Origin of the sequence: Arthrobacter sp. N1 (assembly GCF_048288285.1) — a bacterium.
In the GTDB taxonomy this organism is placed as follows: Bacteria; Actinomycetota; Actinomycetes; order Actinomycetales; family Micrococcaceae; genus Arthrobacter_D.
In genome coordinates this window covers 2,835,527-2,849,813 of sequence record NZ_CP102608.1, presented here as the reverse complement: position 1 = coordinate 2,849,813, position 14,287 = coordinate 2,835,527, and the positions used below count along the sequence as shown (strand labels likewise).

The window sequence follows — 14,287 nt, the reverse complement described above, 5'->3', positions numbered from 1 at the left end:
AAGGTGTCCGGACGGACCCGGTCAGGCGTCCTGGTTGACCGAGCTGCGGTCCTCGGGGAGACGGGTGAGTGTGAACCGGTACCCGACGTTGCGCACGGTGCCGATGAGCTGCTCGTGGTCCGAGCCCAGCTTCGCCCGGAGGCGCCGCACGTGCACGTCAACGGTGCGCGTGCCTCCGTAGTAGTCGTAGCCCCAGACCTCGTGCAGGAGCTGGTCGCGGGTGAAGACGCGGCCGGGGTGCTGCGCCAGGTACTTCAGGAGCTCGAACTCCTTGTAGGTCAGGTTGAGCGGCTCGCCGCCGACCCGTGCCGTGTAGCTGGCCTCGTCGATGACCACCCCGGAGGCGTGGATCTCGGTGCTGGTCTCCTCGCCGGCAGCGGCGGACCTCGCGATGACCAGGCGCAGCCGGGCCTCAACCTCCGCTGGCCCCGCGGAGTCGAGGACGACGTCGTCGGCGAGCCAGTTGGCCGCGACGGCGGCCATGCCGCCTTCCGTCAGGACGAGGACCAGGGGCGCACTCAGGCCCGTCGCCTTCAGCAGCTGGGTCAGCGACCGGGCGCCCACGAGGTCCTTCCGCGCGTCCACGAGGACGACGTCGCACGGTTCCGTCTCGAGGAGGGCCGTGGGCTCGGCCGCGAGGATGTGCACCTTGTGGTTCAGCAGTTCGAGGGCCGGCAGGATGTCGACGGACGAACCGGTGGTGTTCGTGAGCATCAGGATGTGCGGCATGTGTCCTCCACGGGTCGGGAATGCGCATCATCGGGCAGCGGCGCCACCGCCCCCTGGACGGGTGGGCGAGGCGGGTAGAGATGTGGGCAAGTATAGCCGCAGGCCTCCCCGGCCTGTGATGCGGCGCACGCGACGCTCCCCCAAGGCCGGGCGTCCCGCCGCCGTTTTTCCCGCCGCCCGAGGACGTAGGGCAGTATTGCTGGGATGAAGAGGACGAGTGTGGCCGTAGCGGCAGGGGCCGCGTCGGGGGCGACGGCGGCGATCGTCGGAGCCTCCTATGTCTCGTTGCCGTCGGTGGCGATCGTCACCGGGCTGCTGTGCATCGTCGCGGCGATCGGCTGGCCCGCGATCCTCCGGGTACCCGCCCGGAAGAGCCAGGCCGCGGCGATCGGGTCGAGCGCCCTGCTGGCCGTCGTCCTCACGTCCGTCAATCCCGGGCCGTCCTTCCTGACCTGGTTCCCCGCCTCGGTGGCCCTCGGTGTCGGGGCCGTCTTCATGATCCAGCTGATCCGCGGTACGGGACAGAGTTACCGCCTGGAATCGACGCTCGGGGCGAGTTCGGGGGTGATCGCCGTGGCCATGGGATCGGGCTGGGTGGCTGCCGACCGGCTGGGGGTGAACGCCGCCGATTCGGGTGTCCTCCTCGTCACGGGGGTGAGCGTCGTCATCGCGATCGCCGTGTGCCTCCTGCCCCTGCCCGACCGCCTCGTGGCTCCCGCCGCCGTCGTGCTCGCAGGTCTCGCCGGTCCGCTGGGTGCACTCCTGTTCACCGACGTCCCGGCTCTTCCCGCCGCCGTGGTCGGGGTGGCGTGCGGCGCGGTCCTCGCCGGCACCCGCCGTCTCCTGGTGGCCCGCGAGTCCCCCCTCGACACCACCGCGGCGATCGCCGCGGGCGTGGCCCCGGTACTGGCCCTCGGCGCCGTCGTGTACTTCCTCGAGAAGCTGCTCCTGGCCTGATCGTCGTCCGACAGGGCGTGCCGGCGGTCCTCCCGGGAAGCCGTCCCCGCTGCGGCGAGCACGTCCCGGCACGTCGGCGCCCCGCGCTAGGATGGTGGCATGTCCATCCTCGCTCTTGAAATCTTCTTCATCTCGCTGCTGGTCCTCGCCGGTCTCGGCATGGCCGGTTTCGCAGCCCTCGTGATCACGCGCCTCTACAAGGGCCAGAAGTAGCCGATCGGCCCGGAGCCCCATGTCGATCGATCTGCCTACCGACCTCACGCCCGAGCTCGTCCCGCTGTCGTGGCTTCTCGGAACCTGGGAGGGCACCGGGATGCTCGGTGAGGGAACCGCTGAATCGGAGCGCTTCTCGCAGCGTGTCGTCTTCTCCCAGCACGGCCTTCCCTTCCTGCAGTACAGCGCCGAGTCCTGGCTCATCGACGAGCAGGGTGCGCAGTTGCGCCCGCTCTCGGTGGAGACGGGTTTCTGGTCGCTGGAGCGCAAGCTCGACGACTCCGACGTCGGCCCGGGCCTGAACCCCGCAGACATCGTCCCCGCCCTGAAGAGCGCCGATGAGGTGGAGCAGTTCCGCAACGACGCCGGCGGGTTCGACATCACGGCGACCATCGTGCACCCCGGCGGCATCGCCGAGCTGTACTACGGAAGCATCAAGGGTCCGCAGATCCAGTTGAGCACGGACCTCGTGATGCGCGGACAGCACTCGAAGGAGTACACCGCGGCCACGCGCTTGTTCGGTCTGGTGGAGGGTGATCTCTACTGGCGCTGGGACGTCGCGGCGGACGGCAACGCGCTGGAGGCGCACGCGTCGGCGATCCTCAAGAAGTCGTCGTGACCCTGCCGCCCGTCCGGCTGCCGCCCGCACCACCGCAGGAATAGTCACGCCCGGGAGGCGTTACATGGTCATGATCGAACCCAGCCCACTCCTTGCCCGTCCCGGCGCCGTCGAAGGCGGGGGAGCGGACTCCCTCGTCGCGTCCCACTACGGGGATCCCTTCCGTGAGCAGCGTGTCCTCGCCGAGGGGAAGGCCGTCGTCGACCTCTCGCACCGCGGTGTCGTCACGGTCGCCGGACCGGACCGGTTGAGCTGGCTCAACACCCTGTCCTCCCAGCTGCTGCTCGGGCTGCGGCCCGGGCAGAGCTCGGAGACCCTGCTGCTCACCGTCCAGGGGCGCATCGAGTACTCGATCCACATCGTCGACGACGGCACCACGGCCTGGCTGGTCACCGAGGGTGGTGAGGCCGCACCGCTCGCCGCCTGGCTCGAGCGCATGAAGTTCATGCTGCGGGTGGAGGTGGCGGACGCCACGGGGGAGTGGGCCGTGCTCGGAGCCACCCGGGCGCTGCCCGAGCTGGGACATGACGTCCTCGTCTGGGAGGATCCCTGGCCCGCCGTCGGCGCAGGTGGGTACGCGTACTCCACGGTCGAGGCCGGCGCGCACCCCGGCCGCGAGCGCCCCTGGTTCGAGTACCTCGTACCCCGCGGAGCACTGGACACGACCGTGGCCCGGACGGGCCTCGCCCTGGCCGGTTCGTCGGCCGCGGAAGCCCTGCGGATCGCCGCCTGGCGGCCCCGGCCCGGGTTCGAGACCGACGAGAAGACCATCCCGCACGAACTCGACCTCATGCGTACCGCCGTGCATCTCGCCAAGGGCTGCTACAAGGGTCAGGAGACCGTCGCGCGCGTGCACAACCTCGGGCATCCTCCGCGGCGCCTGACCTTCCTGCACCTCGACGGCAGCCAGCACACGCTTCCCGTGGCGGGCAGCCCGGTGCTCAGCGAGGGCAGGACCGTGGGCCGGGTCACCTCCGTCGGTCACCACTACGAGATGGGCCCCATCGCCCTCGCCGTCCTCAAGCGGTCCGTCGACGCCTCCGCGGACCTCCTGGTGCAGGACGGGGACGAGCTCTACGCCGCGGCGCAGGAGGTCATCGTCGCGCCTGACGCCGGCCAGGTGGTCGGACGCGCCACGGGCTTCCTGAGGGCACCGCGGTGACCGGTGTCCAGGGCGGGCCGGGCGACGCCGGGCGGCAGGGGGCGGCGGGCGACGACGGAGCGGCGGCGGCCATCGCCCTGGCGCATGCCCTGTTCGACGCCGCGCGGCAGGGCGACGGCCCGACGCTCACCCGCTACCTCGACGCCGGGGTGCCCTATACGCTGACCAACACGGCGGGCGACAGCCTGCTCATGCTGGCCGCCTACAGCGGGCATCCCGCGATCGTCCGTGACCTGCTGGCGCGCGGGGCCGACGCCGGCCAGGCGAACGACCGCGGGCAGACCCCGCTGGCAGGCGCCGTCTTCAAGGGTCACACGGAGGTCGCGCGGCTGCTCCTCGACGCGGGAGCGGACCCCGACGCCGGTGCCCCGTCCGCCCGGGCCGCAGCGGAGCTGTTCGGCCGGACCGAGCTCATGGCCCTGTTCGCCGGGTGACCGCCTGCGGGCACCCGGCAGCAGGGTGCCCGCCGTTCCGGCCTGCCGGGAGGATCACTTCGCGTCGAGGATGACCGACGTCTGGGTCCCGGCGTAGGCGAATCCCGCCCGCAGCGCGGTGCGCTGCGATGCCGTGTTGTCCGTCCGGGCGCGCCACTGGGGCACCAGGCCGGCAGCCATGGACTCCTCCACCGCCACGGCTGCGATGCGCTGGGCGTAGCCCTTCCGCCGTTCGTCGGGCGGGGTGATGACGGCGAGGTGCGCGAGGATCCCCTCCCAGATGTCGTAACCCGCCCCGGCCAACGGCACCGGCCGGCCCGCTGCCGGCTCGTCGTCGCCCTCCACCAGCACGAAAGGGTGCTCCGACTCGCTGAGGCCGGCTTCCGCGACATCGTCGGGCGGGCACCGGCGTTCGAGATCGAGGACGAGATCCCGCTCGCCCGACACCACCGCCGGAGGGCCGTCGAAGCGGGGCAGCGCGTCGCAGAAGTACAGCCGTGCCTCGCCGAGTCCCCGGCCGCCGTGGTCGCGGCTCAGGGAGAGCAGGGTCGAGTGGCTCCGGAGGTCGGGACCCGTCAGCGTCCTGCCCGCGTCGACCGCCCACCGCGGGCCCTTCAGGATCTCGCGGCCGAACAGGGTCACGAAGGTCAGGACGCCGGTGTCGTCGTCCACGCTGTAGAGGCGATCGCCGCCGTCGTCCTCGAGGGCGCCGTCCTCCAGTCCGAGAAGCCGTGACCAGGCGAGCCGGATGATCGAGACGGTGCCGGGATCGAGTTCCACGATCACCCGAAGAGGATGGCGGCTTCGTCGTAGCGGTGCTGCGGAACCCGCTTCAGATTGCCGAGTGCGGCCTCGAAGCCCACGTGGGCGATCTCCGTGCCGTTGAGCGAGACCATCGTGCCCCACAGCTCATCCTTGACGGAATCCACTGCCGCCATACCGAGGCGCGTGGCGAGGACGCGGTCGAAGGACGTCGGCACACCGCCGCGCTGGATGTGTCCGAGGATGGTGGCGCGGGTCTCGATGCCCGTGCGCGACTCCAGCTCGGGTGCGAGCTGGTCGGCGATTCCGCCGAGGCGGGGGCGGCCGAAGGTGTCCAGTCCGCGTTCGGAGTGGGCCTGCTCCATGTGCGAGGGCACGAAGCCCTCCGCGACGACCACGAGGGGCGCGCGGCCTCGGGCGTTGGCGTCGGAGACCCATTCGGCGATCTGCTCGATACTCGTCTGCTGTTCGGGGATGAGGATGGCGTGGGCGCCGGAGGCCATGCCGGCGTGCAGGGCGATCCACCCGACATGGCGCCCCATGACCTCGGCGATCATGCAGCGGCTGTGGGATTCGCCGGTGGTGCGCAGGCGGTCGATCGCCTCGGTGGCGATCTGCACGGCCGTGTCGAAGCCGAAGGTGTAGTCGGTGGCGTCGAGGTCGTTGTCGACCGTCTTGGGAACGCCCACGATCTTGAGGCCGAGGTCCGTCAGCCGCTTCGCGGCGGCCAGCGTGCCCTCGCCGCCGATCGCGATCACCGCGTCGATGCCCAACCGGTCGAGATTGGCCTTGATGGCCTCCGCGCCGCCCTTGCCCTCGAAGGGGTTGGTGCGCGAGGTGCCGAGGATGGTGCCGCCCTGCTTGGAGATGCCCCGCACGGCGTGGCGGGGAAGGTCGACGACGTCGCCCTCGACGACGCCGCGCCACCCGTCCCGGAATCCTACGAACTCTTGGTCGTACGTCTTGATGCCCTTGAGCACGGCGCCACGGATGACGGCGTTGAGCCCGGGGCAGTCGCCGCCGCTGGTGAGGATTCCGATCTTCATGGGGGGTGGGTTTCCTTCGGAGAGGGGGTGGGTGGTCCGTCAGGAGCACGCCGTCGGGCCCGCCTATGATTCTAGACACACCCCGGCTCGGCCACCCGAACGCGTCACACCAGGCCCGGACCCCCTGCCGGTCCGGCGTCGGGTCTGCCGGGGAGCACGTAGGCTGGGACGGACCGGCGCACGGCGGACCGAGTCCCGCCGAGCGTTCACCCGCAGGTCCGAGGAGGACACCAGCAGTGCCCCAGGCAGGTTTTGCGCCAGCGGCGCTGCGCATGGTCCACATCTCCCGGCCGGTCCTCTGGGTCAACACGCTGGGCACCGGAGTCGTGGGGCTGTGGCTCACCGGGTCGTTCTGGCAGTGGGAGGCCCTGGCGCTCCTGGTCTGGCTCACGCTGCCGTTCAATCTCCTCATCTACGGCGTCAACGACATCTTCGACCAGGACACCGACGCGCTCAACCCGCGCAAGGGCTCCCTCGAGGGGGCGCTCATCAGGGCGTCGGAGGTCCGCGCCATCTGGATCGCGGTCCTCGCGACCAACCTGCCGTTCCTCGCGTGGTTCGCCGTCACGCTGCCTCCTGCGGCGCTCGCCTGGATCGCGGCCTACGCCCTGGTGTTCGTCTTCTACTCGGCGCCACCCCTGCGCTTCAAGGCGCGTCCCTGCCTCGATTCGATCAGCAACGCGGCCTACGCCTTCCCCCTCGTGATCGTGCCCTATGCCCTGGGTGCCGAACCGGTCTGGGCGGCCGCCGTCGGCCTGATGGCCTGGAGCGCGGCGAAACACACCTACGACGCCGTCCAGGACATCGACGAGGACAGGGGCGTGGGGATCACGACGACGGCGGTCCGGCTCGGGCCGCGCGGGGTCGTCTCGTGGAGCGGTGCGTGGTGGGCCGTCTCCACCGTGTGCTTCGCGCTCGTCAACATCCCGGTCGCCGTCGTGAACGCGCTGATCGCCGGGTGGCTCCTCTGGGGGCTGTGGCGTGATCCGCGGCCCGAGACCGGGCACCGGCTCTACCGCTACTCCATCGCCTTCCCCTATGTGGCGGGCACGGTGGCGGGCGTCCAGCTCGTCGTCGCCCTCACGCTGGGCCTCTACCGATGAGCCGCGTCGTCGTCGTCGGGGGCGGGATCGGTGGTCTCACCGCCGCCGCGCTCCTCGGCCGCGCGGGTCACAGCGTCACGCTGCTCGAGGCATCGGACCACGTGGGCGGCAAGAGCCGCCGTATCGAGGTGGACGGCCAGCGCATGGACACGGGGCCGTCGCTGTTCACCTTCCCGACGGTCTGGCGCGAGCTGCTGGACCTGCTCGACGCCGTCACCCCGGCTTCCGCCGATCCCGCACCGGCCGCCGCCGAGGCCGGCCTCGATCTCGAGCGCCTGGCCGAGGTCGGCACCTACTACTACCGCGGGGAGGCCTGTCCGCTGCCCGTCCCCCCGGGACACCCGTGGCACGAGGCCTGGGAACGCTTCGCCGGCGAGCACGGTGTGCTGGGCGGCGACGTCTCACGCCTGCTGACGACCGGTCCGCTCGACCGCCGGTCCCACCCGGCGCTTGCGAAGCTTGCGGGCCTCTACGGGCGCCGCCTCACCACCCGCAGCTACCTCGACAGCCTCGACTGGCTGCCCGAGGGGCTGCGGGAGGTCATCGCGATCCACACCCTCAACGCCGGGGTCAGTCCCACCCGGACGCCCGCCCTCTATGCGAGCATGCCGGCGATCATGGCGCACGACGGCGTCTGGATCCCGCGCGGTGGCATCTACGAGCTCGTGCGCGCCCTGGAGCGGCTGGCTGTCGGCGCCGGGGTCGAGATCCGCACCGGGGAGCCCGCGCGGCGGATCGGCCGGCGGCGCGTGGTCACGGCGGAGGGGACGTACCCGGCCGATGCCGTCGTCAGTGGCCTCGACGCCCATCGGCTCGCGGGGCTGCTGGCCGGTCGTCGTCCCAGGACGCCGCGCAGACTCACCTGTTCCGCCGTCGGGGTGTACGCGGTCCTCTCGCGCCCGCTGCCCGCGGGGACCCCGCGGCACGGCGTCATCATGCCGGACGATCCCGCGGCACTCTACGCGAGCCTCGAGGAAGGCTCCGAGCCGGAGCAGACCATGGCGTTCGCCAACTACTATCCCGCCGACGAGGTGTATCCCAACCGGTCGGCGACCCTCGCCCTGCTCCTCACCGCGCCGGCGAACGGCCGGACCTACACGCTCGCGGATCCCTTCGTCCGGCGGGAGCTGGATCGCACCACCCGCGTCCTCGGCCTGCCCGAGCCCCTCGAGAACTACGTCGCGTCGTCGACGGTGCTCGACCCGGGATACTTCGGCGAGCGGGGGTCGGCCGGCGGGGCGCTGTACGGCGCCGTGCACCCGGCCTGGATGAGCGGACCGTTCCATGTCCCGCCGTACTCGGACCCGCTGCGGCCCTGGCTGTGGCGCGTCGGTGCGTCCGTGCACCCGGGAGGTGGGCTGCCCGCCGTCCTCGGCGGGGCCATGATGTCCACGCAGAAGCTGCTGGCGCGGCTGGGACCGGTCGCCTAGGGACTCCACCGGCGCGCAATCGACCGGGCTCCGCCTCTCGGCACGGGATGCGGGACGCGAGCGGTTCAGGCGGTCGGATCGTCCACCCGGTCGCGTGGACCCCAGGGGCGGCCTGTCAGCCGGCGTGTGCGGGGGCGCCGGAGGCCTGCGGGGCTGCGATGGTCCGGGTCAGCTGCAGCCGCCGGCGGACGATGCCGGCGATGAGCACCGCGGCGAGGACGGCCGGGAACGCGAGGCCGGAGAAGATGCACACACCGAGCCAGAGGAACATCGACACGAGCAGGCTGTCGAGCAGACCGGGCCGGAGCGGCTGATCGGTGATGCGCCGCCCGCCGATCAGGGCCACGAGTGCCGATGCGATGAGTCCGGAGATGAGCCAGCCGCCGTAGTTGGAGAGCGGTACGCCGTAGTAGGGGCCGCCACCGGGCCAGATCCAGAATCCGAGGGCCACGGCGCCCGGGTCGAGCACGCCGTCGATCACGACCAGCAGGAGGCCGCCGAGGAGGATCCTCCGCAGGAGGGAACCCGCGCCCGACACCATGGCCACGGCTCCGATGACGAGGGGCACGTAGGACAGCGGCAGCAGGTACGGGACGAGGCCGAGGATCGTCGGCCCCATGGCGCTGCCGTAGTAGAACTCGCCGTAGGGGACACCCGTGGCCACCCCGAATCCTTCGATCAGGTAGCCGAAGACCGACACCGCGACCAGCGTCGCGGCGCCGCGTACGGCACCGAACTGGTGGACGAGGGCGACGAAGGCGGGAAGCGCGATGAGGAGGTTGAAGCCGTAGGACGCGTATTCGGCACCCTCGACGTCGGGGAACCGCACCACGAAGTAGCCGGAGACGAAGAGGAACGCGCAGGCGACGACGAGCAGGCGGGGGAAGCTTCGGGCAGCTGAGGTCTTCGGCACGGCATCCATCCTTGCAGGTCACGGAGAAGGACGGGGCATCGTCCCCGAAGGCCCCGTCCCCGTCACGCCCGTCCTGGCGGTGTCAGCGGCTCAGTGCCTTCTCCAGTGCGATCGTGCCGTCGGTCGTCGGCAGCAGCAGCCAGAGCACCGCGTAGAGGGGGAGGCCGATGAACGGGAGCAGGAAGCTCAGCAGCATCGCGATGCGGACGTAGCTCACCCGCCAGCCGGACTCCCGGGCGATACCTGAGGCGATGCCGCCGAGGATTCCCCCCGGTGCGCGCTTGATGGGGGAGGAGCGGAGGATGCGGTAGAAGGACTGCATGGTGTGCCTTTCGGGTTCTGGCCGTGGCGGCCGTGTCTGTCGGTCGGTGCCCCGGTGGTGCCCCGGTGGTGCCGGGAGTGGTGCGCCGCCTGATGCGGGGATCTGGTGCTCCGCTTCAGTATGCCGTGGGGGAATACGGGCCCTGGCCAGCGGACGGGAGGTCGTCGTCGCCCTCGAACGACGCGATACCCGCGCTGTCCCCGTCCTGGTGACCGATCGGTGTGCCGCGTCCGCGCAGGGACAGAAGGCCTCCCGCGACGAGGGCGAGTCCGACGCCGACCAGGAGGCCCAGGGCCACCACCACCGGATCGATGGACAGGGTCACGAACTGGCCCGCGAGCAGGAGCCCGGCGACGGTCAGGATGACCATTCCCCAGACGACGGTGACGAGGCGCGCTCGGCGCGGAGGGGTGATGGCGGTGCTCATGGGGTGTCTCCTGTGGGGGTGGGTGCGCTGGTCCCGGGTGCCGGGCTGTCCGACGGCGACGCCGTCACGATGGTGACGTCGCTGAGGGCGCCCCTCACGTCCAGCACGATGGCGGGACCGGACGCGTCCGGGTTGAGATCGCGGTTGTCCAGCTGCAGGACGCCGCCGTCGCTCCGGAACTCCGGTGCCGCCGCATCGTCGACGGCGGTCCCGCGGGCTTCCGCGGCACCGAGTGCCATGCGGCTCCGGACCTCCACGGGGATGTCGCCCGGGACGATCACGGTGACCTCGCTGACGAGCGCGTTGACCGGCACGACGACGTCCCGCGTGGGGCGACGGACGTCCGAGAGGTCGATCGTGCTCTGGGCCGCCAGGATGCTGTAGCCGTCGGCCGCGCCGGCAAGTGCTGCGGGCGCCGTCCGGCTCTCCTGCGCGACGATCCACGTTCCACCCATCACCGAGAAGGACGCGATCAGCCCGCCGAGGAGGGTCAGGGTGGCGGCCACTCCGACAAGACCCGACGTGCGCCCCCGCAGCCCGAGGACGATCACGCCGAGGGCGAGCACGACGGCGGCTGCGGCGCAGGCCACGACCGCTGCATCGGTGACGGCGAGGGCGCCGAGGTAGTCGGCGGCCAGCACGGCAGCCGCGACGACGAGGGCGCCGCCGATTAGCAGCGCCGTGGCGGGCCCCGACGGGCGGCTCGGACGGATGCGGACGGACCGTGGTGCGCGGAGGGCGACAGGACCTGTCCCCGGCCCCGCTCCAGAGGGAGCGGGGAAGGGTGCAGAGGACCCGGGACCCGTCCAGCCCGGCCCCGCCGTGTCGGCGGCGTAGGGGAAGGGGCCGGGAAGGGGGCGGGTCAGGGTGTCCGGACGATAGGGCAGGGGGACGGTGCGGTCGTCATGGTCCTCCGTGACCGGGTCATCGCCCTCCGTGGCGACCGGTGCTGCTCCGCCCGACCGGATCGGGGATCCGGTTCCTGTCCCCGGTGCCGCGCCCGGAGCGGTGGAGAAGGACGCGGCACCGGACGGCGTACTTCCGGACGGCCCGGTATCGGTCGTGTCCGGGGCGGCCCCGCTCGCCGCCGAGGATTCCGGTCCGTCCGGATGTGGTGCGATGGGCACGGGTCCGGTGGGCGGTGGTCCGGCAGGCGCGGAACCGGAGGCCGCGGAGTTCGAAGGTGCCGGTCCGAAGGGCTGCGACGGCCCGGACCCGGGTGCACCGAAGCCTGGCCCGCCGAAGCCCGGCCCGCCCGCTGCGGGTCCGCCGAAGCCTGGCCCCCCGAAGCCTGGTCCGCCGAAGCCTGGTCCGCCGAAGCCTGGCCCGCCGAAGCCCGGTTCACCGGAGCCCGGCCCGCCCGCTCCGGGACCTCCGGAAGCGGGCCCGGCCCCGGGCCCCTGGAAGCCGGGCCCCCCGGGCCGGCCCTTGCCACTGTTCCGATTGACGATCCAGTAGACGAAGAGGACCACCGCGCCGATCCAGAAGAGCGTCCAGAGGAGGCCGCCCGTCCCGCCGTCGCCGAACAGCGGGATGTTGGGACGCAGCAGGCCGATCGCCACGAGGGCAGCTGCGCCGGTGAGGCCGGACGTCCACGACCCCCGGCCGGCCTGCTCCACGTGGATGCGCCCGTCCGGTTCGGGCAGCAGTGCCCAGGCCAGGCCGTACAGCAGCACGCCGATCCCGCCGAAGACCGAGAGGATCACGATGAGCCCGCGGACGAGGGCCTGGTCGAGGCCCGTACGCCGGGCGATCCCCCCGGAGACGCCCCCGACCCATCGATCGGGTGCCCGGGTGATGTCGAGTCCACGGATCCAGCGGAAGAACGGGGAGGAGGCGGGAGGTCCCGCGGTAGGTGCGGCCGGTTCGTGCTGCCAGGACGGCCCGCCTGGGGTGGGTGCTGAGGTCATGCCTCCATCCTCCCGGCGGCGCAGGCGCCGGACCATCGGGGCCTACCCTGACTCGACCCTGAGTCCGCCCTGATTCCGGTCCGGGAGCGCCCCCTGGGATCCCCTGACGTGTTTTGATGAGGGCATGAGACCACCCCTGCTGCGCAGCCCCGACGGCGTCATCGCCGGCGTTTGCGCCGGGCTGGCCGCTCACCTGGGCGTCAAGCGCTCGTGGGCCCGGATCGGCATGGGGGTCCTGACCCTCGCCTCCGGCGCGGGTGTCCTGCTCTATGCCTGGCTGTGGATCTTCGTTCCCACCGCGGCGGACCGCGCGGCAGAGTCCGGACGGCAGACCGGCCCTGCGGCCTTCATGCACGGCGTCGGCGCCGGGGCCGGAGTTGCTGGTGCCGTGCCGGCGGGAGCGGGCAGCAGGGCTACGGGCCAGACCGCCCGGGTCCTCGGCGATCCGTCACCCGCACCGGCAGCGGGTGCGTTCGACGCCGAGGCCTGGCGTGAACGGACCCTCCGCGCGGGGCGGCGGGAGGTCCTGTTCGGTACGGCGCTCCTCCTCGCAGCGGCCGTCCTCGTCCTGCAGCTGCTCGGCGTGCAGGTCGACTGGGGGTTCTTCGTGCCGATCGCCGTGGTCGCGACAGGGGCCGCGCTCGCCTGGTCCCAACTGGACGAGGTGCGCCGCGCACGCGTCATGAACCGGGCGGGGGCCGAGCGCGCCGGGGGGACCCTGCGCCTGCTCGCCGGGATCGTGCTCGTCGTGACGGGCGTGCTGGTGGCCCTGTCCAGCAGCGGTTCATGGACCCTGACGATGGCGACGCTCGTCGCCGTGCTCGCGGTCCTGGCAGGAGTCGGCCTGGTGCTCGCTCCGTGGGGGCTGAAGTTCTGGCGCGACCTCGAGGCCGAACGCGCAGCCCGCGTCCGGGAGACGGAGCGGGCGGAGATCGCCGCACACCTCCACGACTCCGTCCTGCAGACGCTCGCCCTGATCCAGAACAGGGCCGACTCCGAGACGGACGTCCTGCGTCTGGCTCGCGCGCAGGAGCGCGAGTTGCGTCAGTGGCTCTTCGCGGACCCCACCCGGGACCCCGGTAGCCTGGCGGAGCGGCTCAAGGTCGCGGCGGGCGAGGTCGAGGACCTGTACGGTCATCCCGTGTCCGTCGTCGCCGTCGGCGACGCCCATCTCGGGTCGGCGGAGGACGCCCTCGCTCAGGCGGCGCGTGAAGCCATGCTGAACGCCGCCCGGCACGCCGGCGTCGCTGTCTCGGTATACCTCGAGGCCGGCCCGGACACCGTCGAGGTGTTCGTGCGGGACCGCGGCGAAGGGTTCGACCAGTCAGCGGTCCCGGCGGACCGGGCCGGGATCCGGGAGTCGATTCACAGCCGGATGCTGCGCCACGGCGGCTCGTCGGAGATCAGGAGCGACAGGGACGGCACGGAGGTCCGCCTGCGGCTGCCGAGGACGGAAGCGAATGCCGTGCCGACCGAGGGTGAGCGACAGCGGTGAGCGGCCGCGCCGCACCCGGGTATTCGGCGCAGGACAATCGGTACGACAGCGATCGACGGCCGGACGGTCGGAGGAGGGACGGACGTGGAGCAAGAGACGTTGGCAGCTGACGGGCCGGTGGCCGGGACGGTCTCGGTGGTGATCGTGGACGATCACGGCATCTTCCGCTCGGGCCTGCGGGCCGCACTGGGTCCGGTGATCAGCGTCCTCGGCGAGGCCGCGACGGTCGAGGAGGCCGAGGCCGTGATCGGGGCCACCGCCCCCGACGTCGTCCTCCTCGACGTACACCTGCCGGGCGGACTCGGCGGCGGGGGAGCGGAGGTCATCCACCGCTGCACGCGGCAGGGGACCACCGCCCGGTTCCTCGCCCTGAGCGTCTCCGATTCGGCGGAGGACGTCGTCGCCGTCATCCGGGCAGGAGCGCGGGGTTACGTGACCAAGACCATCTCGGGACCCGAAATCACCGACGCCGTGCAGCGCATCGCGTCGGGTGACGCCGTGTTCTCCCCGCGGCTCGCAGGGTTCGTGCTGGACGCGTTCGGTACGGCGTCCGTTGCGGTGGACGACGAGCTCGACCGGCTCTCGGCCCGTGAGCTCGAGGTCATGCGCCTGATCGCCCGCGGCTACAGCTACAAGGAGACGGCGAAGGAGCTCTTCATCTCGGTGAAGACCATCGAGACCCACGTCTCGGCCGTCCTCCGGAAGCTGCAGCTCTCTTCGCGGCACGAACTCACACGCTGGGCCACGGAGCGGCGGCTCCTCTGA

The 14,287-nt window shown here is 72.0% G+C and carries 15 protein-coding genes; 8 read left to right on the top strand and 7 right to left on the bottom strand.

The window, feature by feature from the left end:
* Nucleotides 1–21: 21 nt before the first annotated feature.
* Nucleotides 22–729 (bottom strand): winged helix-turn-helix transcriptional regulator, encoded by a 708-nt coding sequence (locus NVV32_RS13215; protein ID WP_055767977.1) that lies wholly within the window; start codon nucleotides 727–729, stop codon nucleotides 22–24.
* A 204-nt stretch (nucleotides 730–933) separates the two neighbouring features.
* Here NVV32_RS13215 and NVV32_RS13210 point away from each other — a divergent pair, with 204 nt between their 5' ends.
* The 4 genes from NVV32_RS13210 to NVV32_RS13195 all read left to right on the top strand — a co-directional run bounded on the left by NVV32_RS13210 (nucleotide 934) and on the right by NVV32_RS13195 (nucleotide 4,114).
* Nucleotides 934–1,686, top strand: a complete 753-nt coding sequence (locus tag NVV32_RS13210) for a hypothetical protein (protein ID WP_422390454.1) — start codon at nucleotides 934–936, stop codon at nucleotides 1,684–1,686.
* Between the two features lie 232 nt (nucleotides 1,687–1,918).
* Nucleotides 1,919–2,518 (top strand): FABP family protein, encoded by a 600-nt coding sequence (locus NVV32_RS13205; protein ID WP_055767982.1) that lies wholly within the window; start codon nucleotides 1,919–1,921, stop codon nucleotides 2,516–2,518.
* Nucleotides 2,519–2,588: 70 nt separating this feature from the next.
* Nucleotides 2,589–3,680, top strand: a complete 1,092-nt coding sequence (locus NVV32_RS13200) for a YgfZ/GcvT domain-containing protein (RefSeq protein ID WP_422390453.1) — start codon at nucleotides 2,589–2,591, stop codon at nucleotides 3,678–3,680.
* Nucleotides 3,677–4,114: an ankyrin repeat domain-containing protein gene (locus NVV32_RS13195; RefSeq protein WP_422390452.1), complete on the top strand. Its 438-nt coding sequence runs from the start codon at nucleotides 3,677–3,679 to the stop codon at nucleotides 4,112–4,114. The genes NVV32_RS13200 and NVV32_RS13195 overlap by 4 nt, the downstream gene beginning before the upstream one ends.
* A 54-nt stretch (nucleotides 4,115–4,168) precedes the next feature.
* Here the strand turns inward: NVV32_RS13195 and NVV32_RS13190 are convergent, their stop codons facing one another.
* Both NVV32_RS13190 and NVV32_RS13185 read right to left on the bottom strand, forming a co-directional pair.
* Nucleotides 4,169–4,900 carry a GNAT family N-acetyltransferase gene (locus NVV32_RS13190; protein WP_422390451.1) on the bottom strand — a complete coding sequence of 244 codons (732 nt, stop codon included), beginning with the start codon at nucleotides 4,898–4,900 and terminating at the stop codon, nucleotides 4,169–4,171.
* Nucleotides 4,897–5,922: a 6-phosphofructokinase gene (locus NVV32_RS13185; RefSeq protein WP_055767992.1), complete on the bottom strand. Its 1,026-nt coding sequence runs from the start codon at nucleotides 5,920–5,922 to the stop codon at nucleotides 4,897–4,899. The genes NVV32_RS13190 and NVV32_RS13185 overlap by 4 nt, the downstream gene beginning before the upstream one ends.
* A gap of 236 nt (nucleotides 5,923–6,158) precedes the next feature.
* On the opposite strand from NVV32_RS13185, the gene NVV32_RS13180 reads away from it, so the two are divergent.
* On the top strand, nucleotides 6,159–7,025 hold the full coding sequence (locus NVV32_RS13180; RefSeq protein ID WP_422390450.1) for a UbiA family prenyltransferase: 867 nt from the start codon (nucleotides 6,159–6,161) through the stop codon (nucleotides 7,023–7,025).
* Nucleotides 7,022–8,455, top strand: coding sequence for a phytoene desaturase family protein (locus tag NVV32_RS13175; RefSeq protein ID WP_422390449.1), 1,434 nt, complete (start codon nucleotides 7,022–7,024; stop codon nucleotides 8,453–8,455). Before NVV32_RS13180 ends, NVV32_RS13175 begins: the two co-directional genes overlap by 4 nt.
* Before the next feature lie 115 nt (nucleotides 8,456–8,570).
* Here NVV32_RS13175 and NVV32_RS13170 read toward each other — a convergent pair whose 3' ends face one another.
* The 4 genes from NVV32_RS13170 to NVV32_RS13155 form a co-directional block, all read right to left on the bottom strand.
* Complete coding sequence (locus tag NVV32_RS13170) at nucleotides 8,571–9,368, bottom strand: carotenoid biosynthesis protein (RefSeq protein WP_422390448.1); 798 nt, start codon at nucleotides 9,366–9,368, stop codon at nucleotides 8,571–8,573.
* A gap of 82 nt (nucleotides 9,369–9,450) precedes the next feature.
* Nucleotides 9,451–9,690, bottom strand: coding sequence for a PspC domain-containing protein (locus tag NVV32_RS13165; protein WP_422390447.1), 240 nt, complete (start codon nucleotides 9,688–9,690; stop codon nucleotides 9,451–9,453).
* A 115-nt stretch (nucleotides 9,691–9,805) separates the two neighbouring features.
* Nucleotides 9,806–10,117, bottom strand: a complete 312-nt coding sequence (locus tag NVV32_RS13160; RefSeq protein WP_422390446.1) for a hypothetical protein — start codon at nucleotides 10,115–10,117, stop codon at nucleotides 9,806–9,808.
* Nucleotides 10,114–12,027, bottom strand: coding sequence for a PspC domain-containing protein (locus NVV32_RS13155; RefSeq protein ID WP_422390445.1), 1,914 nt, complete (start codon nucleotides 12,025–12,027; stop codon nucleotides 10,114–10,116). Before NVV32_RS13155 ends, NVV32_RS13160 begins: the two co-directional genes overlap by 4 nt.
* A 124-nt stretch (nucleotides 12,028–12,151) precedes the next feature.
* Here NVV32_RS13155 and NVV32_RS13150 point away from each other — a divergent pair, with 124 nt between their 5' ends.
* Nucleotides 12,152–13,522: a PspC domain-containing protein gene (locus NVV32_RS13150; protein ID WP_422390444.1), complete on the top strand. Its 1,371-nt coding sequence runs from the start codon at nucleotides 12,152–12,154 to the stop codon at nucleotides 13,520–13,522.
* An 84-nt stretch (nucleotides 13,523–13,606) separates the two neighbouring features.
* Nucleotides 13,607–14,287, top strand: a complete 681-nt coding sequence (locus NVV32_RS13145; protein WP_321166882.1) for a response regulator transcription factor — start codon at nucleotides 13,607–13,609, stop codon at nucleotides 14,285–14,287.